24 protein-coding genes and 1 riboswitch are annotated in these 25,815 nt (G+C 37.1%); of the genes, 20 read left to right on the top strand and 4 right to left on the bottom strand.

The genetic code is table 11. The features are described 5' to 3' along the window. Positions 1-60 precede the first annotated feature (60 nt). Entirely contained in the window at positions 61-1,119 is a 1,059-nt protein-coding gene (gene ytvI / locus ACIP9C_RS19045; protein ID WP_401013152.1) for a sporulation integral membrane protein YtvI, read from the bottom strand. Positions 1,120-1,212: 93 nt separating this feature from the next. On the opposite strand from ytvI, the gene ACIP9C_RS19040 reads away from it, so the two are divergent. From ACIP9C_RS19040 to ACIP9C_RS18945, 20 genes are all read left to right on the top strand, one after another. Continuing rightward, on the top strand, positions 1,213-1,761 hold the full coding sequence (locus ACIP9C_RS19040) for a hypothetical protein (RefSeq protein WP_401013149.1): 549 nt from the start codon (positions 1,213-1,215) through the stop codon (positions 1,759-1,761). A 231-nt stretch (positions 1,762-1,992) separates the two neighbouring features. Next, positions 1,993-2,538: a glutathione peroxidase gene (locus tag ACIP9C_RS19035; protein ID WP_401013146.1), complete on the top strand. Its 546-nt coding sequence runs from the start codon at positions 1,993-1,995 to the stop codon at positions 2,536-2,538. Between the two features lie 154 nt (positions 2,539-2,692). Next, positions 2,693-2,901, top strand: a riboswitch (cobalamin riboswitch). Between the two features lie 155 nt (positions 2,902-3,056). Further along, positions 3,057-3,599 (top strand): hypothetical protein, encoded by a 543-nt coding sequence (locus ACIP9C_RS19030; protein ID WP_401013143.1) that lies wholly within the window; start codon positions 3,057-3,059, stop codon positions 3,597-3,599. Between the two features lies 1 nt (position 3,600). Further along, complete coding sequence (locus ACIP9C_RS19025) at positions 3,601-4,560, top strand: ABC transporter substrate-binding protein (RefSeq protein WP_401013140.1); 960 nt, start codon at positions 3,601-3,603, stop codon at positions 4,558-4,560. Positions 4,561-4,848: 288 nt separating this feature from the next. Next, positions 4,849-5,616, top strand: coding sequence for a tyrosine-protein phosphatase (locus tag ACIP9C_RS19020; protein WP_401013137.1), 768 nt, complete (start codon positions 4,849-4,851; stop codon positions 5,614-5,616). A 144-nt stretch (positions 5,617-5,760) separates the two neighbouring features. Continuing rightward, complete coding sequence (locus ACIP9C_RS19015) at positions 5,761-7,140, top strand: MATE family efflux transporter (RefSeq protein ID WP_401013134.1); 1,380 nt, start codon at positions 5,761-5,763, stop codon at positions 7,138-7,140. After that, the gene (locus ACIP9C_RS19010; protein WP_401013131.1) at positions 7,141-7,971 is read left to right on the top strand and encodes a putative RNA methyltransferase; all 831 of its coding nucleotides are present in this window, start codon (positions 7,141-7,143) and stop codon (positions 7,969-7,971) included. It abuts the gene before it with no gap. Between the two features lie 88 nt (positions 7,972-8,059). Then, positions 8,060-8,668: a lysophospholipid acyltransferase family protein gene (locus tag ACIP9C_RS19005; RefSeq protein WP_401013128.1), complete on the top strand. Its 609-nt coding sequence runs from the start codon at positions 8,060-8,062 to the stop codon at positions 8,666-8,668. 59 nt (positions 8,669-8,727) lie between these two features. Beyond that, entirely contained in the window at positions 8,728-9,192 is a 465-nt protein-coding gene (locus ACIP9C_RS19000; protein ID WP_401013126.1) for a low molecular weight protein-tyrosine-phosphatase, read from the top strand. Between the two features lie 218 nt (positions 9,193-9,410). After that, positions 9,411-10,130: a YebC/PmpR family DNA-binding transcriptional regulator gene (locus ACIP9C_RS18995; protein WP_401013123.1), complete on the top strand. Its 720-nt coding sequence runs from the start codon at positions 9,411-9,413 to the stop codon at positions 10,128-10,130. Between the two features lie 183 nt (positions 10,131-10,313). Further along, the gene (locus ACIP9C_RS18990; protein WP_401013121.1) at positions 10,314-11,609 is read left to right on the top strand and encodes an arsenic transporter; all 1,296 of its coding nucleotides are present in this window, start codon (positions 10,314-10,316) and stop codon (positions 11,607-11,609) included. Positions 11,610-11,700: 91 nt separating this feature from the next. Continuing rightward, a complete protein-coding gene (locus ACIP9C_RS18985; RefSeq protein ID WP_401013118.1) occupies positions 11,701-13,449 on the top strand; it encodes a methyl-accepting chemotaxis protein in 1,749 nt (582 codons plus the stop codon). Positions 13,450-13,658: 209 nt separating this feature from the next. Beyond that, positions 13,659-15,401, top strand: a complete 1,743-nt coding sequence (locus ACIP9C_RS18980) for a methyl-accepting chemotaxis protein (RefSeq protein ID WP_401013116.1) — start codon at positions 13,659-13,661, stop codon at positions 15,399-15,401. 86 nt (positions 15,402-15,487) lie between these two features. Then, positions 15,488-16,063 (top strand): YdcF family protein, encoded by a 576-nt coding sequence (locus tag ACIP9C_RS18975; protein ID WP_401013113.1) that lies wholly within the window; start codon positions 15,488-15,490, stop codon positions 16,061-16,063. A gap of 81 nt (positions 16,064-16,144) precedes the next feature. Next, entirely contained in the window at positions 16,145-17,842 is a 1,698-nt protein-coding gene (locus ACIP9C_RS18970) for a M3 family oligoendopeptidase (RefSeq protein ID WP_401013110.1), read from the top strand. 506 nt (positions 17,843-18,348) lie between these two features. Beyond that, positions 18,349-19,437 (top strand): AI-2E family transporter, encoded by a 1,089-nt coding sequence (locus ACIP9C_RS18965; RefSeq protein WP_401013107.1) that lies wholly within the window; start codon positions 18,349-18,351, stop codon positions 19,435-19,437. A 13-nt stretch (positions 19,438-19,450) separates the two neighbouring features. After that, the gene (locus ACIP9C_RS18960; protein ID WP_401013104.1) at positions 19,451-20,068 is read left to right on the top strand and encodes an NUDIX hydrolase; all 618 of its coding nucleotides are present in this window, start codon (positions 19,451-19,453) and stop codon (positions 20,066-20,068) included. Between the two features lie 230 nt (positions 20,069-20,298). Next, on the top strand, positions 20,299-20,763 hold the full coding sequence (locus ACIP9C_RS18955) for a hypothetical protein (protein ID WP_401013102.1): 465 nt from the start codon (positions 20,299-20,301) through the stop codon (positions 20,761-20,763). Between the two features lie 22 nt (positions 20,764-20,785). Then, positions 20,786-20,977, top strand: coding sequence for a hypothetical protein (locus ACIP9C_RS18950; protein ID WP_401013099.1), 192 nt, complete (start codon positions 20,786-20,788; stop codon positions 20,975-20,977). An 18-nt stretch (positions 20,978-20,995) separates the two neighbouring features. After that, positions 20,996-21,601 carry an alpha/beta hydrolase gene (locus tag ACIP9C_RS18945; protein WP_401013096.1) on the top strand — a complete coding sequence of 202 codons (606 nt, stop codon included), beginning with the start codon at positions 20,996-20,998 and terminating at the stop codon, positions 21,599-21,601. A 55-nt stretch (positions 21,602-21,656) separates the two neighbouring features. Here ACIP9C_RS18945 and ACIP9C_RS18940 read toward each other — a convergent pair whose 3' ends face one another. From ACIP9C_RS18940 to ACIP9C_RS18930, 3 genes are all read right to left on the bottom strand, one after another. Then, the gene (locus tag ACIP9C_RS18940) at positions 21,657-23,765 is read right to left on the bottom strand and encodes an MMPL family transporter (protein ID WP_401013094.1); all 2,109 of its coding nucleotides are present in this window, start codon (positions 23,763-23,765) and stop codon (positions 21,657-21,659) included. Positions 23,766-24,113: 348 nt separating this feature from the next. Then, positions 24,114-25,130, bottom strand: a complete 1,017-nt coding sequence (locus ACIP9C_RS18935) for an inorganic phosphate transporter (RefSeq protein ID WP_401013091.1) — start codon at positions 25,128-25,130, stop codon at positions 24,114-24,116. 20 nt (positions 25,131-25,150) lie between these two features. Beyond that, the gene (locus ACIP9C_RS18930; RefSeq protein ID WP_173479367.1) at positions 25,151-25,771 is read right to left on the bottom strand and encodes a DUF47 domain-containing protein; all 621 of its coding nucleotides are present in this window, start codon (positions 25,769-25,771) and stop codon (positions 25,151-25,153) included. Positions 25,772-25,815: the final 44 nt, after the last annotated feature.

Raw genomic sequence — 25,815 nt, 5'->3', positions numbered from 1 at the left:
TTTTGTGATGCCCATCAAATAGAATATCCTCAACTGCAGTATATTCTTTTCAATCTTATATTAAATTTTGATATTCAATTTGATAACCCCTGTTTCTTTTAAGGTGAAGAGGAAGATGATAACAAATGGTCCTACGAATAAGCCGATGACGCCAAACAATTGTAAACCGATAAACATCGCGATTAATGTTGGCAGAGGGGGTAAACCGATATGTGCACCCATTACTTTAGGCTCGACAGTTCGGCGAATAATTAATAAAATAGCTGCAAGAACAAAGAGCTTAATGCCAATCGCTGTATTACCCATCAGGAGGTGATAAGTTCCCCAAGGTGCTAAAATAATAATTGAGCCAAGGAAAGGGATAATATCAATAATCCATATAATAATGGTCATAACTATCACATATTTCGGTTGAATAAGTAGTAAACCTACAAGTGTAACCCCAGCTATAATAAAGCTAACAAGAATCTGAGCCTTCATAAAACCGAAAAATGCGTCTTTTAAACGATTAGTAATAATTTTCAATTTTTCTTCAGTTGTAGGCATTAAATATTTATAAGTTGACTGTTTTAATTTTGGTAAATCTAGCATAAATAGAAATAGGGCGATCATATAAACAAGAAGACTTATAAAGAGGCTTGGAATTTGTGAAAAGAAGGTCGTAACTTTGGTATAATTAAAGAAGTTTAAAAAAGAATCTTCAACTTTCTCAATGAAGTCGGTTGTCGTTTTTTGAAGTGAAGCACTCACTTCAGTTGGAAAGTCTTCTGTATATTTTGAAATATTCTCTTGCATATGACCCCACATCTCGGATAATTTAGAGATATAGTAAGGTGCTTGCTTTGAAATGGAAATAATTTGCGACATTAGTTGCGTAATAGTAAAGTAACAAATAATAGAAATAAAAATAACGCTTACTATGTATATAAAAGCAACAGCTATTTTGCGCGACATTTTCCATTTTCGTTTAAAAAACATAACAATGGGTTCTAATAAAAAAGCTGTAACACCTGCTAAAATAATTGGCACGGAGACAGGAATGATAAAATATACGGCTATAAGTAGGCATATAATCGCTAGCGTTCGTATAATCAACTTTCGAGTTATAGTTCTATTCATAAGCTCTCCTTTTATCGTTATTTTTAAGTAAAGTGTACCATAAAAAAAATAAAATTTGAAAACGTTCTGAAAGAATGAAGGTAGGGATAAATCATGGAAAAAGAGATTTTGCAACTTTTTAGTAATTTAACAGAGCGTGACCGTGAGATTGAATACGCGTCGTACAGAAAATTGATAAAAATTATGCAAGAACCAGTAGATTGGACATATGCTGTTTGGGAACAGCTTATTAAAGCCCTTACATATACAGATGGACATGCTCGTGCACGGGCAGCACAGTTTTTATGTGCATTAGCAGCAAAAAGTGACCCTGAAGAGCGTGTTCTGGATGATTTTTTAAAAATTTGGGCAGTAACATATGATGAAAAAACAGTAACAGCAAGGCATGCTCTTCAAGCAATTTGGCAAATTGGGCTTGCTGGACAAGTTCAAAGGGATTTAATTGTTTCATATTTAGCGAAAAGGTTCCAAACATGTATCGATGAAAAGCAACCATCGCGTATTCGATATGATATTATTGTCTCCTTCAAGAAGTTGTTTGATGCTACGAATGATCAAAACTTACTGGATATTGCAAAGAGATTAATAGATGAAGAGCAGGATATAAAATACAAAAAGAAATATAAAACAGCCATCCGTTAAAATAGCGAGATGGCTATTTTTATGCCCAAGTGTGTTGTTTTGAAGAAAGGAGAGTTATTGCTTATAATAAAAATAGGAGGATGGATTCAGTTTTTGATAGGTCTTATATACTGATGTAAGCAATGGTATAAGTGAGAGCTAGAAATATCTATAAAGGGGAAACACGTAAATATGCAACTGTGTATAGCATAATAACAGTATAATTTTGGTAAATTAGAAAGGGTCGAGAAAATGGGAATTTATAATTATTTAGTGAAAAAGCCTAACGGTGAAATTTTATCAATGGAGACGTATCGTGGAAAGACAATGTTAATCGTCAACACCGCCAACCAATGTGATTTTACATATCAATTTGAAGATTTACAAAAAATGTATAATAAATACGACAAGGAGAATTTCGTTGTTTTAGGTTTCCCATGTAATCAGTTTGGGCAGCAGAACCCAGAAGATGGAGTGGAGACAACACAACTTTGTCAAATTAACTACGGGGTATCTTTCCCGATTTTTGAACTAGTCCAGGTTAATGGAGAAGAGACACATCCGTTATTCAATTATTTAAAGCATGAAGTAGATTTTCGTGAATTCGGAAAAGCGAATATGCAGGAAAAGATGTTAGCTGAAGCTATTATCCAAATTGCGCCTAGCTTTTTAGATGGACGTAACATTCGTTGGAACTTTACGAAATTTTTAGTTGATAATCAAGGTAATACAGTTGAGCGCTTTGAACCAACAGATTCACAATTAGATATTGAACAAGCAATTGAAAAAATTTTATAGCAAGCTATTTTAATCAGAATTTTTAGGTTGGAATAACAAATAGCTGATCACTATGTAGAAATAGTGCTAAGTTTTGTATAAATATATTCGAATATTCCACAATCTCACAACTACTTTTTCAAATCAATATATGATAAACTGCTAATCAAGTGAATAATTCTTGCAGAATAATGGTGCTAATTTAGCATAATCGGGAATTCGGTGTAAAACCGAAGCTGTTTCCGCAACTGTAAGTACAAGAATCATAAAAAATGCCACTGTCGAAAAGGGAAAGTTCCGAGATGGGAAGGTTTTATGATATCGCTACTGCATTGGGTAGTGAGCTGTACGAGCCAGGAGACCGACCTTTATTTAATGTATAAAAACTCTTCGGAAGCTAGGAGGATATACGGCAAATACATAGGCAATGTCGCGTGAGGCGGCACTATATATGCTATTTTCGTCGTTCCCTAGGGAGCGACGTTTTTTTTATGCACCTTAAAGCAAAATCTGTTCATGAAAGAAAGAAGGGACTAAGTATGAAAAAAGATGCCCGTTATTCTTGCTACCCGTTCATGCGTGAAAAAATATCTACTGTAGAGTTTGAGATTCGTACGGATAGTTTAACAACTCATGTCGGTGTAGCATTGACGGCTGTAAAAGCTGAAGAAGTTGAAGTAGTGGCGACAGATTTATTGACTATTTTGCCAATGGCCTACCATGTAAATGGCTCAGTACGTGGCAAATTAGCGGTAACGGAAGAAGATTTGTTATGGCTTAGCAATCGCTATGATTTTTATGTAGGGCATGTAAAGGAAGAAATTCAGAACTTTGTTTTACCACAAGGTACGGGGGCTGCAACTGCGCTTCATTTATGTCGTAGTGAGGCAAAAAAATCATACCGTGTTCTACATAAAGTTTCTGAGGAAAGAGAAGTACCAGCCATCCTTTTCGATTACTTAGGATTATTAGCTAATGTATTTTTTGTAATGGCTGTATACATGAATCAACAGGCTGGTATTGCTGAAATACCGTTTATAAGCAAATCATATCCGATGAAGAAAAAGAAGGAGAATGTGTAAAGTGAAGAAACTATTTAATTTCCAATGGCTTTCAGTGTTAATGTTAGCCCTTGTATTGGCAGGGTGCGGCACAGCAAATGAAGCTAAAAAGGACGATACATCAAAAGCAGGACAACAAGCTGAGCAAACAGGCTACAAAGTGACAGATGATCGCGATGTAGAAGTAGCCTTTGATACAGTACCAAAAACGGTTGTGTCATTACAACCGAGTAACACAGAAATCCTATTTGCACTAGGTGTTGGCGATAAAGTTATTGGTGCAACTGAATATGATACGTACCCAGAAGAAGCAAAAGATATTGAACGTGTTTCTGATTCTGTAACATTCAACACTGAGCGAATTGTAGCATTAAAGCCAGATGTTGTTATTGCTTATTCAACAGGCAATGCCGAAACATTAGATGCGCTAAAAGGTCTTGAAGATGCAGGCGTAAAAGTATTTGCTATTCAATCAGCAGCATCATTTGAAGATGTATATGGAGATATTCAACAAATTGCTGAAGTGATGGGCGTTAAAGATAAAGGTGACCAATTAAACGAAAATATTAAAGCGAAAATCACGGATGTGCAAGCAAAAGTAAAAGGTGTAGAAACACCTAAAAATGTTTACTTAGAAATTAGCCCTAAGCCAGATATTTATACGACAGCAGCTGGTACTTTCCAACAAGAGATTCTTGATGCAGCGAATGTGAACAATATATTTGGTGATCAAACAGGATGGGTAAAAGTTTCTGAGGAAGATGTTATTGCGAAAAATCCTCAAGTTATTTTAACAACAGTAAACTATGTAGAAGACGCAGTAGGAGAAATCCTTGGGCGTGATGGATGGAATACAATTACTGCTATTCAAGATAAAGCAGTAAATTATATTGATACTGATATTTCAAATCGTCCAGGTCCACGTATTGGTGAAGCTGTTGAGATGGTAGCAAAAGCAGTATATCCCGAATTATTTAAATAAATATAAATGGTGAAAGCCAACCATTAGAGCTTGTGCCAAAGAGATAAAGTGTTAGATTGACTGCGTTCAATCTAACACTTTTTTGCTGTGAACGTTGCTGTCCGCTATAGCAGATATTTTCTGCTGCGTACAGACTTCACGGGCTTCAACCGGCGATATTTCCATGGCTACCGACAATTCATAGACTGTGGATTTCTTCTAAAAGGCTTTGTGAATAATTGGTATTATCTTCAGTTGTTCTATAAAATAGAGATATAGATGATTGCTTAAATAAGGGAGGCGTAGTGGATGACACAGTTTGGCATGAAAGTTATTCCGTTTGAGGCAGTCTTGAATTTCCGTGATATGGGTGGCTATAAGACGCGAGATGGCAGAGTGGTTAAGAATGGATTGCTATATCGCTCAGCTGCACTAGGTAAGATGACACAAGCGGACAAGGAGCGCTTTGAAGCACTAGGAGTAAAAACAATTTTCGATTACCGAGATCAACAAGAGGCACTAAATAATCCTAACCCCACATTTAAAGGCGCAAAGTATATTCAAATTCCTGCAAAGGGCAATCACGCATTTGAGATGCCGACAAATACCGGCGGCCACAATTTTTATAAGGTTGTAAGCCCAGAGATGTTCCGCGATTTTTATGCACAAATGCCATTTAACAATGCTTCATTTAAAAAATTAATGTCTACAATTCAAAATCCAGATAATTTAGGCCTCGTCCATCACTGTGCAGTAGGAAAAGATCGAACGGGAATTGGCGGTGCGCTCATTTTGCTCGCATTAGACGTACCCGAGGAAACCATTATGCAAGACTATTTAGATACGAATATTTATTTACGCCCTATGGTAGAAAGAATGGCACAGGCAATTCAAAATAATTTTAATGAACAAGAGTTACAACAGTTCCATGCATTAATGTCTGCACGTGAGGATTATTTGCAAGCTGCTTTTGATGCTATAGATAGTCGTTATGGTTCGAAAACAGCGTTTTTAGAGCAAGAGTTTGGTTTAACAACAGAAAAACGCCAGCAATTACAAGAAAATTGCTTATGCTAGTAGGACGCCCTTTCACAGTAAGTAAGTGAGAGGGATTTTTTTTGTAAGCTATTCAAAATATTTTTGTATTCGCTATCCTTTACAGTGGCAAATCTGTGATAAGATACAATAGATTTTTATGTAATATAGAGAGAAGTGAAGTTGTTGGGACATGCGATTAGAGAGAAACATTCGGCAGACCAGTTTAGTCTATTTCATTTAACATGGCCGATTTTTTTAGAAGTTTTTTTATTTATGTTAATGGGCTTAGCCGATACATTTATGTTAAGTGCCTTATCGGATAACGCTGTATCAGGTGTTGGCGCAGCAAATCAATACATTCATATTGCGATATTAATTCTTGAAGTGGTAGGCAATGGTGCTGCAATAGTTGTCTCGCAATATTTAGGTTCAAAAAGATTTTTAGAGGCTACAAAGATTTCGGCGTTGGCAATTACGATGAACTTAATTGTTGGCCTTATTATGAGTGCTCTGTTTTTCTTAGGCTCAAGCCATTTAATGTCGATGATGAATCTGAAGGGCGATGTCTTACAATATGCCCAAAGTTATTTAGTCATAATTGGTAGTTTTATTTTCTTACAAGCTATTATTAATGCATTAGCGGCTATTATTCGTGTACATGGTTGGACGAAGCAGACGATGTATGTATCACTCGGTATGAATGTCGTTCACGTCGTGTTAAACTACGGATTGATTTTTGGTAATTTTGGATTGCCTGAATTGGGTGTGAAAGGTGCTGCGATTTCCTCGATTATTAGTCGTGGACTTGCGGTTATTGTATTTTCATGGCTGTTGTATCAGGTAATGGAGATACGTGTGAAAATCGAATACTATTTCACTTTTTCAAAAGAGTATGTCCGAAAAATTTTAAATATCGGTTTACCGTCTGCATTTGAGCAAGTGCTTTATCAATTTTGCCAAATTGTTTTCCTCTATTATGCAACTTATATAGGGTCTGAAACGCTTGCAGCAAGACAATACGCAATGAATATTTCGATGTTTACGTACTTGTTTGCGGTTGCAATCGGTACGGGGACAGCTATTATTATAGGTCGCTATGTAGGTGCGGGTAAAAAAGATGAGGCATATCATCAATTATGGATAAGCGTGCGCTCAGCTTTTATTTTTACAATACTAATGGTAAGTGTTGTGACGATTTTCAGAAAACAGTTAATGAGCATATTTACAGATAATGCAGAGATAATAGCTATTGGTGGGTCTGTATTAGCATTAAGTATTTTATTAGAAACAGGTCGTACGATGAATATCGTTGTTATTAATTCATTACGTGCTTCAGGCGATGCAAGGTTTCCAGTGAAAATTGGCTTTTTATCGATGGTCTGTATGAGTTTGCCACTTGGCTATTTGTTTGTATTTGTTTTAGATTGGGGACTAGTAGGGATTTGGTTAGCTATTTCTGCAGATGAATGGATGCGTGCCATTATCGTATACTTTAGATGGAAAAGTCGAAAGTGGGAGCGTTTTGCAATTGTCTCACCTACTGAACAAAAGGAGGCGAATTAAATGGGGGCACTTTCAAAACGTGCTGCAGGAGCGGCGTTAATAGATGCAAATATCGGGCTATTTGCTTGTCCGATTTGTCAGGAGTCCATGCAGGTCTATGACCAAGGGAGGCTTACATGTTCAGCAAACCATTCCTTTGATATTGCAAAGCAAGGTTATGTAAATATGCTGACGCATAGTGTAGCTTCTAAATATAGTAAAGATCTTTTTGAATCCCGTAAAGCGATTATTGATAGTGGTCTGTATGATCCATTAGAGGAGAAAATAGCAGAGCTAATAGGAGAAGCCAAAACAGTGCTTGATACAGGCTGTGGAGAGGGATCACATTTAGCACGTATACTGTCGCAAAAACAAGGTATCGGCATTGGTATTGATATTGCAAAAGAGGGTATTCTTGCAGCTGCTCGGCATTATCCAGAGCAAATTTGGTGTGTTGGAGACTTAGCAAAAAGTCCTTTTGCCAAGACAAGCTTTGATGTCATTTTAAATATTTTATCCCCAGCTAATTATGAAGAATTTAAACGATTACTTACGTCAAATGGATGTGTCGTAAAAGTTGTACCACAAAGTGGCTATTTGCAACAATTACGTTCACAACTTTATGCTGACTCGGCAAAAGAAACATACTCCAATGAGCAAACTGTAGTACGCTTTCGTGAAAGTTTTTCAAATGTCACAGTAGAGCGTATAACTTATACGGTGCCACTTGCTTCAGTGCTCGTTCCTGCATTGCTTGAAATGACGCCGATGGGCTGGCATAAGGCGCAGCATACAGAAGTGACTGTAAATGAAATAACGATTGATGTCGATATGCTAGTAGGTCGGGTCTAAATCAAATAGATTTGACTTGGACAATTGCAGTATACAACTCTTTTCGATTACAATGATAATAACTATTGAATAAGGTAGGAATAAAACAGTGTATAAATTTACGGCAAATCTTGTCAAATTGATATTAAAATTATCGGGTTCAAAAGCACGTGTATATGATGAGGAAAACTTACCGAAGGATGGTGGGTTTATTATTGCATGTACACATACAGGGTATGTAGATATATTAAACTTAGGTGTTGCAGTCTTGCCTCGTGAAATTCACTTTATGGCGAAAAAGCAATTGTTTGATATTAAGGGACTTGGCTGGCTTATTAACCATTTAAACGCCTTTCCAGTTGATCGTGACAATCCAGGACCGAGTGTTATTAAAGTTCCTTCGCAGTTGCTGAAGGAAGGGAAAATTGTTGGGATTTTCCCATCAGGTACTCGAAATTCAGAAGGATCAGATTTAAAGCAAGGTGCTATAACGATTGCACAACTGTCTAAAACACAGATTGTTCCGGCTGCTTACGTTGGAGCGCGAAATGCGGGGGATGTGTTTAAACGTGGGAAAGGTTATCTCATTTATGGTGAGCCGTTTTATGTAACAGGCAAAGGAAAAGAAGGGCGTGAGGAATTTACACAACATCTTGAACACGAGCTTGTTGCCTTAACAGACGAATTAAATAAACGAATTGTAGCGGATAAAAAATAATACGGACAGCACTCAGAATCAAGTTGATTTTGGGTGCTTTGTCGTAGGGGGCATTTTTAATGATTAATATACTTTTTGTTTGCCTGGGGAATATTTGCCGCTCTCCAATGGCTGAAGCAGTCATGCGAGATTTAATAGAAAACGCAAAGTTGAATGACAAAATTAAAGTAGATTCAGCTGCAACAAGCTCTTGGCATATTGGTGAGCCTCCCCATCGAGGTACCCAAGATAAGTTACGAGAATATGGTATCTCTATGACAGGAATGCAAAGTAGACAACTACATAAGCGTGATTTTGAGCAATTCGATTACATTATTGGAATGGATGAAAATAATATTCGTAACATTTATACAATGCTTGGTAATCCCGATTCACCAAAAATTTTCCGCTTTTTAGATTTAACGGACCATCGAATGGATGTACCTGATCCATACTATACAGGGGATTTTCAGGAAACTTATGATTTAGTGCTAGAAGGCTGTCGAGCTTTATTAGATAAAATTAAGCATGAGCAAAAGCTATGAACATGTGAGAACGATTAAGAGCCTTGAAATTAATAAATTTCATGCAACATCCTGTTCTGAAAACATTACCTTAAACATTGGTATATCTAGCTTTGTAAGCATCAATATGTTATTATTTGCAGAGTAAAGATACGAAAAGTATTTAAATACCATTTGCAGATGTGCGGTTGTACATCTATGATTTTTATAAACTTTATTTTCGAAAGAGAGTGGAAACAATGGGTCGTAAGTGGAACAATATTAAAGAAAAGAAGGCGTCAAAAGACCAAAGCACAAGTCGAGTGAATGCAAAATTCGGTCGTGAAATTTATGTAGCAGCAAAATCAGGAGAACCAGATCCTGAATCAAATCGCGCTCTTAAAGTTGTTCTTGAACGTGCTAAAACTTACAGTGTTCCTAAACATATTATTGAAAAGGCAATCGAAAAAGCGAAGGGTGGCGGCGATGAAAACTTCGATGAATTACGCTACGAAGGTTTCGGACCAGCTGGAACAATGCTAATCGTTGATGCATTAACAAACAATGTTAACCGTACAGCTTCTGATGTACGTGCGGCATTTGGTAAAAACAACGGCAACATGGGTGTAAGTGGTTCAGTTGCTTATATGTTTGATTCCACAGCAGTTATTGGTTTAGAGGGCAAGACTGCAGATGAAGTACTTGAAATTTTAATGGAAGCAGATGTCGATGCTCGTGATATTCTTGAAGAAGAAGAGACTGTCATTATTTATGCGGAACCAGACCAATTCTTTGCTGCACAAGAAGCATTGAAGGCGGCGGGTGTTCAAGAATTTACGGTAGCTGAGCTTATAATGCTCCCTCAAACAGAAGTTACATTAACAGGTGATGATGTAGCGAAATTTGAAAAATTAATTGATGCATTAGAAGATTTAGATGATGTACAAAACGTTTACCATAACGCAGATTTAGGTGAATAATTTTTATTATAAGTCAGACCAGTAGCAATCCTTTGCTACTGGTTTTTAACTTGATTCAGCAAAAGTCCTCTACTTCTAAATATGAAGGATAATGCTAGGCAATACGTTTTTGTGGAGGTACAAACCATTTCTGAATCAAGTTAATAAGCCGTGTCGGATGTCACAGATTTAAGGAGGAGAATTGTGCAAACTTTTTTGGCTATCGTTATATTTTTAGTGACGTTATTTTTAGTAATTGTTCAGCCACGTAAATTATCAATCGGCTGGTCTGCATGTATAGGTGCAGCATTTGCCTTAATGTTAGGTGTCGTAACAATCAATGATGTCGTGGCGGTTACCGACATTGTTTGGAATGCAACATTATCGTTTATAGGGATTATTATCATTTCGCTCATTTTAGATGAAATTGGCTTTTTTGAATGGGCAGCATTGCATATGGCTCGACTTGCGCGAGGGAGTGGGATTCGGCTATTTATCTATATAGCCTGCTTGGGTGCGATTGTTTCTGCATTATTTGCAAATGATGGTGCAGCACTAATATTAACGCCAATCGTCTTAGCAATGGTAAGAAAGTTGAACTTAACAGAGCAAAGGGTATTTCCATTTATCATTGCAAGTGGTTTTATCGCAGATACAACGTCATTACCGCTAGTAATCAGTAATTTAACAAATATCGTGTCAGCGGATTATTTTAATATTGGTTTTATGGAATACGCAGTGCATATGGTCGTGCCTAATATCATTTCTTTAATCGCTAGCATTTTCGTGCTATATGTTTTTTTTAGAAGAATCATTCCGAAGCAGTATTCGATGGAAGCATTAGTTCACCCGAATGTCGCTATTCGAGATCAAAAGTTATTTAATATATCTTGGTACGTTATCGCGGTATTATTACTTGGTTTCTTATCGAGCGAGTATTTTACTATTCCAGTGTCATTTATTTTATGTAGTGTTGCAATTATCTTTTTATGGTTGGCACGGAGAAGTAAAAGCATTGATACGAAGAGGGTTATTAAAGGTGCACCATGGAGCATAGTGTTTTTTTCAATTGGTATGTATGTCGTTGTTTATGGTCTGAAAAATGTAGGTCTTACAGGTTTATTAGCAGATTTGTTAGAGCTTACTGTTCAGCAAGGCTTGTTTGTAGCGACATTAACAATGGGCTTTGTTGCAGCAATTTTGTCTGCGGTTATGAATAATTTGCCGACCGTTATGATTGATGCATTAGCTATTGCTGAAACAAGTGCAACCGGAACAATTAAAGAAGGACTGATTTACGCCAATGTTATAGGTACGAATCTAGGACCGAAAATGACACCGATTGGTTCATTGGCAACATTGTTATGGCTTCATATATTGGCACAGAAAGGCATTAAAATTAGCTGGGGACAGTACTTTAAAATAGGTATTTTACTAACTATACCGACACTTTTCATTACATTACTAGCATTAATTGCTTGGTTAGCAATAATATCGTAGTATAAAAGTCAAAATAGTTGAAAAAATAAAATATTCAGTAATAATAAGTAATTAGTATACTAGTAAAATGAAGAAGGAAAGTGCCAATAATATGACAAGAACAAATAAGTTAAGCAATAAAATTATTTTAATGTTATTAATGACAATAGTCGCTTTATTGATTGGTTTTATAGTAACTACTATTTACACAGCAAAATCATCTGTAAATAAAACGATGGGCACACAGGCTGTTGCGATGGCAGAAAACATTGCTAAACAGTTAAATGTTGATGACTATATTGCGCTTTCAAAAAGCCCATCGGAGTCTAAATTATACTGGGAGCTAAGAGAAGAGTTAAATGGATTACGTGAACAAAATGGCGTTCTCTATGCTTACACATTTGCCGTACCAAAAGAAGATCAAAAAGTAAGGTTTTTAGTAGATGGAATGCCTAAAGATGACCAAGAAAATGCAGGTATTATTAATACGGAATCCTCTTCTACATACTATAAAGATCTTAAAAAAGTAATGTCTACAGGCAGTTATTATTCAGCAATATTACATAGTGATTTTGGCGATTATTTATCAGGTACAGTGCCGTTAAAAGATGCATCAGGTACTATCGTTGCCTTTGTTGGCGTAGATATTGAGGCAACACAAGTAAGCGGCGTAACGAATACCGTATTAACTTCTGTTTTACCAGCTCTTATTGCAATTATGTTAATTTTAACGGCGATTGTTATGTACGTAGTGTATCGTTATGTAAATCGTTCATTAAAACCGTTAAGTTATTTAGGGGAAGCTGCAGAAAGCTTTGCGCAAGGTGATATTGAGGAAGCGACAAAAGCAGTGGAACAAATTCATTTTAAAAATAAAAATGAAATTACAGTTTTTGCACAGGCCTTTAAGGAATCGCTAATAAAGTTAAAAGACACATTCCAAACTATTCAACATCGTACTGTTGCATTGCAAGATGTTGTAGGCAAAATAGATGCTACATCGCAGCAGGTTGAAACATCCAATTTGAAGATTGCAGACCGTATTATCGAAATTGCAGCAGGCAGTGAGCAGCACCAGCAAAATAATAATGAGGTTGTATTAACGATGAACGAAATGTCGATTGGCATTCAACGTTTAGCAGATACAACTTCGGAAATAGCTGAGTCATCTACTGCTATGACAGGATTAGTCGAATCGAATGTTAACCATTCCCATGAGGTTGTTTCACAAATACAAAGTGTAGAATCTTCAGTCTTACGTACAGCAGGACATGTTGAAGAAATGGGCAATAAATTCCGATCCATCGAAGATATGGTCCATGTTATTACAAACATTGCTGATCAAACAAACTTACTTGCATTAAATGCAGCTATTGAAGCGGCGCGGGCTGGAGAAGCTGGGAAGGGCTTTGCTGTTGTAGCTGACGAGGTACGTAAATTGGCTGAAATGTCTAAGACTTCTGCTGATGATATTCAAAAGCATTTAATAAGTTTCAAAGATATTACGGAACGCGCCCTTTCTGAAATGGCACGAAGTACTGAGGATGTGCAGGCAGGTAATGTAGCAGTGCAACGTATCGGTACTAGCCTTTCTCAAATTTTACAATCCGTTGTGCTTGTTAATAATAAAATTCAGGATGATTCTGCAGTAATAGAGCAAATGTCAGCAGGCTCAGAAGAAATATTAGCGACAATAGAGCAAATGCAAAGTATTGCACAGCAAAGTGCTTTAGGAACTAAAGAGGTAGCGGCAGCTTCTGATCTTCAGGTGGCAATGGTTTCGGAATTAAATGAAGTCGTGGAAATTTTGGAACGGACATCAAAAGAAGTAATTGAAGCGATTAATACTTTTAAATTATAAAGAATATCAAAAAACTATTTTTCTACACATCGTATCCCTGTAGAAAGATAGTTTTTTTTGTTTGCGAAGAAATGTGTATATTAGCATATTTAAGCGAAAGGGTGAATAATATACACATTTATTGTGAAATACCCATTGTGTAAACTGTAAATCCATTCCATAATATTAATTAATGCATTAAACGATAGAAGTAAAAAGGGGTGTAAAGTATGAAATTTTTACGTTCAATACAGGGGAAATTAATTATCGTTTCAATGGCATTATTAATAGTGCCGAGCTTAATCATTGGTATAGTTAGCTATGGGAAAGCAAAGGACGGGATGGAAGGATTAGGTGAACAAGTCCTTCAAAATAGCGTTGAGTCTACTTTGCAATTAATCGAACTGGCAAATGAAAGTGTAGAAAAAGGCGACATCCCATTAGAGGTTGCGCAGGAAAAAGTACGTGAAGCGCTACTTGGGCCAAAGGATAGTGAGGGAAAACGACCAATAAATTATCCTGGTAATTTAGGTGAATATGGTTATTTATACGTGTTAGACGATAAAGGGACGCTAACAACACATCCTACTCGTGAAGGGGATAACTTGTGGGATGAACAGGATAGTAGTGGTAAGTATTTTATTCGCGATGTAACTGAACGAGCATTAGAGGGTGGGGGCTTTACACAATATGAATTTGCACTTCCAGGTCAGGATGTTTTAGCTGATAAAATCATTTACTCTACAAAAGATCCACATTGGGGATGGATTATAGCATCGGGTACATACATGCAAGATTTTAATAAGGAAGCCAATTCATTGTTATTAGTTATTGGACTGACACTATTAGGAGCCATTATTATCGGTACAGTTATCGTAATACTTGTTTCGAGACATTTGGCTTTGCCTGTTAAAAACTTGTCGACTCGTGTACGTGAAGTAGCACAAGGGAATTTAACGGTGGAAATTGAAAACCTACAACGTACAGATGAGATTGGCCAATTAAACACAGGCTTTAATGATATGGTAGATCAATTGAAGACATTAATTACAAATGTGGAAGAATCAATCGCTGAAATTCAATCCACTTCGGCTAATTTAACAGCCGTTGCTGAGGAGACAAATGCGTACGGTGATGAAATTGTGAAAGCTATAAATGAGGTTTCAAGAGGTGCAGTTAAGCAAGCTTCAGATGCTGAAGATACGAATCGCACAGCTATAGCATTTGCTCAGCAAATTGTAGGGCTGCATGATAAAAATGAATTAATGCTAGATGCATCTCAAATTATGAAGCATTCCAATGAAGAAGGGCTTGTAAATTTAAATAGTTTGAAGGACAAATCACAGGAATCGTCTACGCTTATTAATAGTGTACAAACAGTGTTTAATAGCTTAATTGTTAAAGTAAGAGAAATTGAAGGTATTGTAGGAACAATTAATGAGATTTCCGATCAAACAAACCTTCTTGCATTAAATGCATCGATTGAAGCGGCACGTGCTGGCGAGCATGGCAAAGGATTTGCAATAGTAGCGGAGGAAGTAAGAAAACTAGCAGACCAAACTTCCGTTGCAACAGATTTAGTACGCACAACGCTACGTGGTATTGAAAGTGAAACGAATTTAGTGAACGATGAAATGCAAAAAACAAGTGCAATTGTTCGAGAGCAAAATAATTCAGTTGGTATAATGGAATCTTCATTTAATGAAATTGAACTGGCTGTTGAAAAAATTATAGCAATTATTGGGGACATGACTTCAGGTGTGGCATATTTAAATAGCTCAAAAGATGATATGATGCAGTCGATTGAAAGTATCGCTATGATCAGTGAAAAAAATGCAGCAGCATCTGAGGAAGTAACAGCATCTGTTGACGAGCAACAAAGAGCTATACAACTTGTTAGCGAATCCTCCAACGATTTAACAGACGAAATCTCAGCATTACAGGAATCGATTCAACGCTTTACTATAAGATAGTTAATAAAGATGCTTGTACAGTAGCTACATTTGTACAAGCATCCTTTTTATATTGTGGACGTTGTAAGTAAAAAGGGGTGTTGCAATTGAAAAAGTGGTTGGTGGGAGGAATCACAATTGTCGTTTGTATAGGCAGTGCCCTCTATATATGGTTAGGACAAGAAATGAAACGAGGGACACAGCCAGTTGCTGATGGAACTGCACAATATGCCATAGTGCTTGGAGCAAAAGTAAAGCCTGGTGGGATATTATCTCTATCCTTAAAAAACAGATTGGAAGAAACTGTAACCTATCTAAATGAGTATCCGCACGTGAAGGTAATCGTATCGGGTGGTCAGGGGGCGGATGAGGATAGGACAGAGGCTTCTGCAATGCTTTCGTACTTGCAAGAGAAGGGGATTGACCCTGAACGAATTTTAGTGGAAGAACAATCCACATCGACATATGAAAACCTACTATTTTCAAAAGAATTACTCCCAGAGGGAACAAAGAAAATTACGATTGTCTCGAATGATTTCCATTTGCAAAGGGCAAAGTATTTAGCTAATAAGCTTCAGCTAGAGGCGGATGTCGTTGTTGCAAAAACGCCAAAATCTGTTGAAACGAAGTTAAGGATTCGTGAAAGAGCTGCATTGTTAAAAACGTATATCATAGGTCATTAATGGTATATTTACTATCTTTCTTTAATATATTTGTCATATAATAGAAATATAACGAGTAAACGACAGAAAGAGGGTACTTCTATGACAACGTTTAAAGATTATAAATACAGCCGACCAAACGTGGCAGCAATGAAAGAGCAGCAATTAGCTTTAATCGAGCAATTTAAAGAAGCGCAAACTGTTGAGGCGCAAAGCGAGCTAATTGAAAAGTTAAATGAATTAAGCAATGAGTTTGCGACAATGGCTAACCTCGTATATATTCGAGCATCGATTGATACGAACGATTCGTTTTATCAAGAAGAACGTGACTATTTTGATGAAGTAGGCCCAGAACTTGAAGAGATTACAACAGAATACTATAAAGCATTAATAGTTTCGCCATTCCGTGAGCAACTTGAAGAAAAATGGGGCCAACAGTTATTCGACTTAGCGTCCTATCAAATTAAAGGGTTCTCTCCGCAAGTTATTGATTTAATGCAAAAGGAGAACAAGCTAGTTTCCGAATATAATAAATTAGTTGCCTCAGCTCAAATTGACTTTAATGGTGAAACATTAACGTTAGCTCAGCTAGGACCTTATGCAGAATCGACAGATCGTGACATGCGTAAAGCGGCTACAGAAGCTCGCTTTGGCTTTTTTGCTGAGCATGAAGAGGAATTTGATCGGTTGTATGATGAGCTTGTCAAAGTACGCCATGAAATTGCTGTAAAGTTAGGCTATAAAAATTATGTAGAGCTTGGCTATATTCGTATGAACCGTATTGATTATAATGCGGAAATGGTAAAAAAATTCCGTGACCAAGTGCGTGATTTAATTGTTCCAGTTGCAACAAAATTATTTGAGCGTCAAGCTAAGCGTATCGGCATTTCGGACTTGAAGTTTTATGACGAAGCTCTAAACTTCTTAACAGGAAATGCTACGCCAAAAGGTGATGCGGATTGGATTGTTGCTAACGGTAAAAAGATGTATGAAGAACTATCACCTGAGACTGGTGAATTTTTCAACTTTATGATTGATCATGACTTAATGGACTTAGTAGCGAAAAAGGGAAAAGAAAGTGGCGGATACTGTACGTTTATTGAAAATCACCATTCACCATTTATTTTCTCTAACTTTAACGGTACTTCAGGTGATATTGATGTGTTAACGCATGAGGCTGGACATGCCTTCCAAGTATACTCAAGCCGTGATATTGGCATTCCAGAATATTTATGGCCAACATATGAATCGTGTGAAATCCATTCTATGAGTATGGAGTTCTTTACATGGCCTTGGATGGAATTATTCTTTAAAGAAGATACAGAGAAATATAAATTTACACATTTAAGCAGTGGCCTACTATTTCTTCCTTACGGTGTTGCAGTTGATGAATTCCAACATGTTATTTATGAAAACCCTACGATGACACCTGCTGAGCGTAAAGCTGCATGGAAAAAAATCGAGGAAACATATTTACCGCATCGTGACTATGATGGGAATAGCTACTTAGAATCAGGTGGTATATGGCAACGTCAGGCACATATTTATGCAAGCCCATTCTATTATATTGACTACACGTTAGCGCAAATTTGTGCATTCCAATTCTGGAAACGTTCACGTGAAGAGTTTGAGGCTGCTTGGAAAGACTATATCCATTTATGTGGCTTAGGAGGCTCTATGTCATTTACGAAGCTTGTGAAAGAAGCTGGCTTAATTTCACCATTCGAGGATGGCTGTGTAGAATCAGTAATCGGTGTTATTGAAAACTACTTAAATTCAGTGGATGATACAAAGCTATAAGATTGCGATAGAATCTTTCTAGAGCTAATGAAAAAATTTGTGTAACTTCTCTGGGAAACCGAGTTAGTTAGAGAGACTGAGATTTAACTTGGAATTTTAGAAACTAAAACACAGGTGCTCGTAAATCAGCTTTTGCTATTTATTATGAAGAAGAACTTTTTTACTTTTGCCATAAATAAAATTCAGCAAAGAAAGAGTACTAGTTGATGGTAGTGCAGGCGGTGACTCCTGCGGGAACGCACACAGCGTAAGACGCTACAGAATGCGCGCTAGCGAGGGTTGCGGCTTACGTGTGTGCCCGCGGAAAGCAACAGCCGTAGCGGATATCAACGGCAAAAAGTGTTAGATTGATGGCAGTCAATCTAACACTTTTCTCTTTTGTCCAAGATAAGTTGTTTTTTAGTCTGTTATCTTTTTTTATGTTTGTAATAAATACTAGGATACTTGCGAAATGGTTAATATATAAGTAGTATTTTCAGTAACTGTGATAAAAGGAAGTGAAGAACGTGACGAGGAAAGTATGGTTTCAAGTAGGAATAGGCACTTTACTAGTTCTACTAATACTTAAATATTTTATAGAAATTCATTGGATTTTTTCACCGCTTGCGATTATTTTAAAAGCTATATTTGTGCCGTTATTACTTGGTGGCGTGTTGTATTATGTGACAGAGCCGATTCAGCGTTTTTTAGAAAAGCGAAAATGGCCAAGATGGGCTAGTATATTAACAATTATTGTTGGACTGATTGCCATGGTAGTTATCTTTGGGTGGGTTGTTGGTAACCCGATAGCTACACAGCTTAATAATCTTGCGAAAAATGCACCGATGATTGGATCAAGTATTCAAGATGCAACTGATTATGTGGTCAGCTTGTTCAGCAATAAGGATAACTTACCTCCACAAATAACCGAATTTATCGATAATCTTGCTAATTCTGTACAAAGTATTGCTGTCGTGGCAAGTAAATGGCTCGTATCCTTTATACAGTCCATTGTTTCAGTTTCTTTATTAGCTATTTTAATTCCGTTTTTCTTCGTCTTTATGTTGAAGGATCATGAGAAATTTGCGCCATCCATTTATAAATATTTTAGTGGTGAGCGTCGGGAATGGATAAAAAAGACGTTAAGTGAAATTGATGATGTATTACGTAGCTATATACAAGGCCAACTGCAAATTAGTTTTTTATTAGCACTTATTATGTATGTTGGATATTTAATCATTGGCTTAGAGTATTCATTATTGCTCGTTATTTTTGCTTTCTTTATGAATATGATTCCGTTTATCGGACCGTGGATCGCCCTTGCACCAGCGGTAATTGTGGCAGTTATTCAGGATCCGATGCTTGTAGTTTGGGTATGTGTTGTTACGCTTATTGCACAGCAGATTGATAGTAACTTCATTACACCAAATGTCATGGGAAAATCTCTCGATATCCATCCGCTAACGGTTATTACGATTATTTTAGCAGCAGGAAATATAGCAGGTTTCATAGGGATTATAATTGCCGTTCCGTTTTATGCGGTATTAAAGGTTATTGTTTCGAATATTTATGATAAACGAATTGCGATAAAGAAAAAGGCTACGAAGTCTGTATAGGGGTCGAATAAAAATGGAACAAGAGATTGTGAAAGTTTTTAATGAGCAGCATGAACAAATTGGCACGGCTACACGAGCAGAGGTACATGAAAAAGGCTTGTGGCATGAGACTTTTCATTGCTGGCTTGTCAACGAGAACTATATTTATTTCCAAATTCGTAGTGCGCAAAAAAAGGACTATCCAGGACTGCTTGATATTACAGCAGCAGGTCACCTACTAGCCATTGAGACAGTGGAAGCGGGCATACGAGAAGTAAGAGAAGAATTAGGATTAACAATCGATATTAATGAAGTCGTAAAAATGGGTATGACTTCATGTAGTATCGTATCCGAAAAAATGATTGATAATGAATTTTGTCATGTGTATTTGTACCCTTTTGAAGACAATTGGGATTCTTTTGAGTTGCAATATGAGGAAGTTTCGGGTGTTGTACGAGCAAAGCTTGATGAAGCCGAAGATTTCTTTTTAGGAAAAACCGTCACGCTGAATATTGAAGGATATGAATATTTTCCAGATGGACAACGTGCGAGGGTAGTAAGACCTGTAAGCACAGCGCAATTTGTTCCATATCGTGAGTTGTATGTTGCAGATGTAATAGATTTTGTGAAAAATTCAATGTACAGTCGATAGATTAGCGTAATCGCTTGCTAGTTGATTAAGCATATGAAAAAACAATGAAGAAGGATAATAATCAGTGCCAACTCGCATGTGTGTAAAAATAGTACCATGCTGAATTATGCTCATAAAGATAACTTCGAATTGAATTGAAGTTATTTTTATGAGCATTTTATGTCTATATGTTAATTTGTGTAGAAAATAAGCTATACTTGTAATTACAATGAAAGAAAAGGAGCATATACATGCTAACATTTGAACAAAAACAAGCGATAATTGAATCGTTTTCTGAATTAACGAGAAAAGAAATTTCGATGAAACGAGTGAATTATCATTTTATGGACAGTCTGTTTGAAAAAACGATTGTCGTTGAAAAATTGCATCCAAACGGAAATGGTTTTGTCTTTGTAGGGGATTTATTGCGCTACGAAAATGAGGCAAATGATAAAGGATTAGTAAATATTCGTGATTACGATGAGCAACAACTGCGTTCCATTATTGAAGATGCGATTACGTATTTAGGCGAGGAACAAGAGGAAGAAGAACCGATTATTGAGACTTGGCGTAATCGTGAAGGTGATCAATTAGAGCTTGCCTTTGAACAACGTTCATGGAATGTGTACCATCGAGATAATCTAGAAGAAGCCTTTGGCACATATGATGCGGCAAAGGAATATTTATTGGAAGAAGGCTTTCGTAAAAAGAACTAAGTAATATGGGGGAAAACGCGCAATGAGTGGTAAAAAATTGGTGGGAGTTGTACTTATTGTTTTAGTAATTGCATGCTTATTTTCAGTTTTTACGATTCAAAATTTCTATAAAAACAATGAAGAACAGCCAAATAGCGAAAATCGTGAATTTAATAAGTCAAAAAGTTTGAATTTAATTTTACCACAAGCTACAATTATCTCGAATTCAAGATAATTGAAAGGTGATGTGTTCATGCAACATATATTTCATAAAGGAACAGATGAAACAAAGCCTACCTTATTGTTATTACACGGTACAGGTGGAGACGAGCATTCTTTAATTAGCCTTGCAAAGGAAATTGATGCAACGGCTAATGTTTTAAGTGTACGCGGTAATGTATTAGAAAACGGTATGCCTCGTTTTTTTCGTCGTTTAGCTGAAGGTGTTTTTGATATAGAAGATTTAATCTTCCGTACACAAGAATTACAAAGCTTTTTGGCAACAGCAGCAGAGCAATACGGATTTGATCGTACACGTATTGTAGCTATTGGTTACTCAAATGGCGCAAACATTGCAGCAAGTTTATTATTCCATTTTAAAGATGCGTTGGCAGGTGCGATTCTACATCATCCGATGGTGCCAAGACGAGGAATCGAACTACCTGTATTAACTAATACGCCTGTATTTATTGCAGCTGGAACAAATGATCCGCTGTGTTCAGCGCAGGAATCAGAAGATTTAGAGTCACTTTTATCTGGTGCAGGCGCTAATGTCACGACAGCATGGTTTAACTATGGTCACCAGCTTACAATGCCTGAAGTAGATTCAGCAAGAGAGTGGTATCGTAAATATTTTTAAACGAAAAATCCGAGAACGATGTAAATTGACGTTCTCGGATTTTTGTTAATAGAAATTACTTCTTCTTAGCAAATGGTAACCACCAATTCCAGTCGCCAAATAGCTTCATAAGACTTGGGACAAGCATAAGGCGAATAATTGTAGCGTCAATTGCGATAGCAATGGCAATACCAACACCGATTTGCTTTACAGGCATAACGTCGGTAAAAGCAAACGCTCCTGTAATAACAATCATAATAAGCGCAGCAGATGTAATGATACGGCTAGTAGATGTAAGACCCTCCACTGTCGCACGAGTATTATCCGCACCTTTTTGATATTCCTCTTGTATTCGAGATATTAAAAATACTTCATAGTCCATGCTTAAACCAAATACAAGGCAAAATACAATAACCGGAATGATGAGGACAATTGTGCCAGCTTCTATTCCAAAATGTCCATATTGGAATATATATACGAGTATCCCAAACGCTGAGGATAGCCCAATAATATTCATAATGATTGCCTTGAGAGGAATTAAAACCGAACGGAAGGCAAGCATTAAAATAAAGAATGTTGACACGATAATGATTAAGACAGCGAATACTATTTTATTGGCAATTTCATCGAAAATCTCTTGATTGAATTTACCTTGTCCACCTAGTTTAAAATCGACGTTTAAATCTTTGTTCATCCATGTTCTTGCAAATTTTTGTGCAGCAGAGGACGAACCAGCTACATTTAATGTAATAGGAATAAACAATTGTGTATCCTTCGAAAAGGTATGAATAAGTGGTTTTAATTGTTCTGCAACTTGTGGCATTTCCAAAGATGCTGTTAATTCCTCTGGCGATTTTATATTCGCGGCCGTATAAATAGTTGATACTTGATCAACGAGTGGATCGTCAAGCAGCTGTTCTTGTATATCAAACAGTAGCTCTCTTGCCTTCTCATCCTCCCAGCCTTCTTTACGTTCAGCTAGTAAATATAAAATCGAAGTATCACCGAGCCCAAACGTGTCATCTAATTTATCGTATGCTGCACGTGCATCATATTTAGTTGGTAAAGAATCCACTTGAGGTATAGCTAGTTTAATATCCTTTAATGGAATCATCCCGATACCAAGTAACAATAATGCAACAATGACAATTGTGACAGGTCGCTTCATAACAAAGCCAGCAAAACTGCGCCAACGATTTGTCCCACCAGGCTTTACGCGTATTATGCGCCACTTATTTAGACGGTCTCCCAACACCATCATTGTAGCAGGTAATAATGTGAGACCTGACAGCACTGCGAACAACACGACAATTGTGCCACCTAGCGCAATATTGCGGAATATTTCAACGTCAATTACGATCATGGCACCAAGGCCAATCATGACACAAACAGCAGAAAAGATTATTGAACGACCAGCTGTCTGGATAGCAATTTGTATTGCATCTGCAATTGTAGAGTGACCACGTTCTTCACGATAGCGATTAATAAATAGTAGAGCGAAGTCAATACTGAGGGCAAGTCCTAGCATTGGTACAATGTTTAAGACAAAAATAGATAAGTTAACGCTACCACTAAGTAGTGTCAACAATCCAAATGCTGTGACAACCGTAACGACACCGATTATAATTGGCAAAATTGCTGCTACAACGGTCCCAAAGGCTAGTAATAGTACGACAATAGCGATTGGTAATCCAATGGCTTCAGCAGAAGCCAAGTCTTTTTGACTAGCTTCATTTATATCTTCAGAAATCACAGGCCCACCTGTAATACTAATGCCTTCCTCCTCAATTAATGTTCGAACTTCTTTAACTGTATCGGGCAAATTTTCAATGTTATTTTTAAAATGTACCATGGCATAGGCGATGCCATTCTTTTGTAGCGAAGAATCCTCCAGTGGTGATTGGATTGAATGGATTTCTTGAATATCATCGAGTTTTTGTAAGGTGTCTTCGATTTTTTTATTGTCTACTTGGTCAAAGACAACCATTATAGTTTCTGCAGGTAAGTCGAATGTTTTTGCTAGTTCATTTGTGACATAAGTATGATCAGCTTCAACAAAAAAGCCATCTCCATGCAGTTTGCTTGGAAGCTGTATAGCAAACACAGCCATTGCGATAAAAATAACAATCCAAATTGCAACGATAGCTTTCGCATGTGCAGTGATAAAAGCTGAAAAAGTTTTCATAATTATAAAGCATCCCCCTTTTAAACTAGTGTAAAGGATGTGTCGCTTTTTGTCGTGTGACAAAGTAAAAACTCCTGCTCAAACGACAATTTTCCTAAAGCGTAAAAATCCACTGCGCTTTCCGCGTCCACAACGTAAGTCGCAACCATCGCTGATGCGGCGCCTGTTACATCTAACGTTACGCGCGCTTCCACAGGAGTCTTCGTGGATGTTTTACTTGGATATCAAAAATGTTTGCAAAGGGTTGCTCCTAATTGTGCGAGAATTGTGTGAGTGCCTGTCACTTAAAAAGGCACCTGAAAAGGCACCTAAAAAGGCACTTTCTGTGAGCAGAAAGTGCCGTAAAATTTAGAAGAATAAAGATAATATAAAGTAAATAACGGATGCCATAACAGCTGATATTGGCATTGTAATAATCCAAGTTGTCACAATTTTACGTGCCATTCCCCAGTTTACACCACGAACACGCTGTGCTGAACCAACGCCCATGATTGATGAGGAAATAACGTGTGTTGTCGATACTGGTAAGTGAACTAATGTCGCACCGAAAATAACAGTAGCAGACGCTAAATCCGCTGCAACGCCATTAACAGGACGGATTTTCATTATTTTACCGCCGACTGTTTTAATGATTTTATAGCCTCCAATAGAAGTACCAAGACCCATGGCAATTGCTGCAGCAGCTCGAACCCAAAAAGGAATATCATCCCCAGTGTGTAAGCCTCCAGCGATTAACGCCATTGTCATAATACCCATTGCTTTTTGCGCGTCATTTGTACCATGTGTAAACGATTGAATAGCCGCTGTAAAAATTTGCATTGTACGGAAGCCTTTGTTCGTACGATATAGATTTAAGTTTTTAAACCATAATTTAAACAGAGACATCATTAGAAAGCCGGCACAAATCGCGATGATTGGTGAAAATACTAAAGCCATAATAATTTTCGTAAAACCACCGTAGTTAAGTACGCCAAAGCCTGCAGAAGCAACTGCTGCACCAGCAATTGAACCGATTAATGTATGTGAAGAACTTGAAGGGATACCAAAGTACCAAGTAAGCAGGTTCCAAATAATAGCCGAAATTAATGCGGCTAAAATAACGACAGAACCTGTTGTATCTCCTTGAAATGCATTTAAAGAGAATGGATCTACAATATCTTTTGTTAGAGCCTTTGCTACACCAACGAAAGTTATAGCACCGATGAAGTTCATCGTCGCCGCCATAATAATGGCAACACGTGGAGGCAATGCTCTAGTTGAAACCGAAGTTGCGATAGCATTTGCTGTATCATGGAAACCGTTGATAAAGTCAAATGTTAGGGCAAAGATGACGACCAATACGGTTAGTATAATTATTGTATTCATTGTAAGTGATCCACTCCTAATTACGCGTTACGCATGATAATTGTTTCCATTGTGTTTGCAACGTTTTGACAATAATCAGCGATATCCTCTAGTTGTTCATAAATATCTTTAAACTTAATGATGCGGATTGGATCTTTTTCATTTAAAAACAATTGCTTAATCGAAGTTCTTTGTACTTCGTCACATTCGCGCTCATAGTCTTTTATTAAAATTGCATGTGGGCGCATGCCGATAAGATTTTTTTTCTTTAACTCTTCAGTAGCTTTAACAATTTCGTCGGCACTTTTTGAAATATAGCCTAAGAAAATACGCATCGCTTCATCAACTTCTGTTAAGGAGAACATTTCAAAGTGAGCGATACAATGCTCCGTACCATCTAACACGTCGTCCATACGGATTGCGAATTCTAAAATATCCTCGCGCTCAATCGGTGTCATAAATGATTTGTTTAGCATCACGATAAGTTCATGAATGAGTTTATCGCCAGCTGTTTCGTAATTCTTCATTGTAATGCTAATCTCTTTTAAGTCAGCTACACTTGTAATACGAAAATCATTTGCGTAATGTACGGCCTCTCTCATGTTTTCTGCAATTTTATGCAATGCTATAAAGAAAGGGTCTTGTTTTTTTGAGTTAAGCATGTAAATGAAATCCTCCTGGATGTATATAAAATAATCAACCTTTA

Origin of the sequence: Lysinibacillus sp. NPDC093210 (assembly GCF_044753985.1) — a bacterium.
Classification (GTDB): Bacteria; Bacillota; Bacilli; order Bacillales_A; family Planococcaceae; genus Lysinibacillus.
This window is presented reverse-complemented; position numbering and strand designations above follow the sequence as displayed.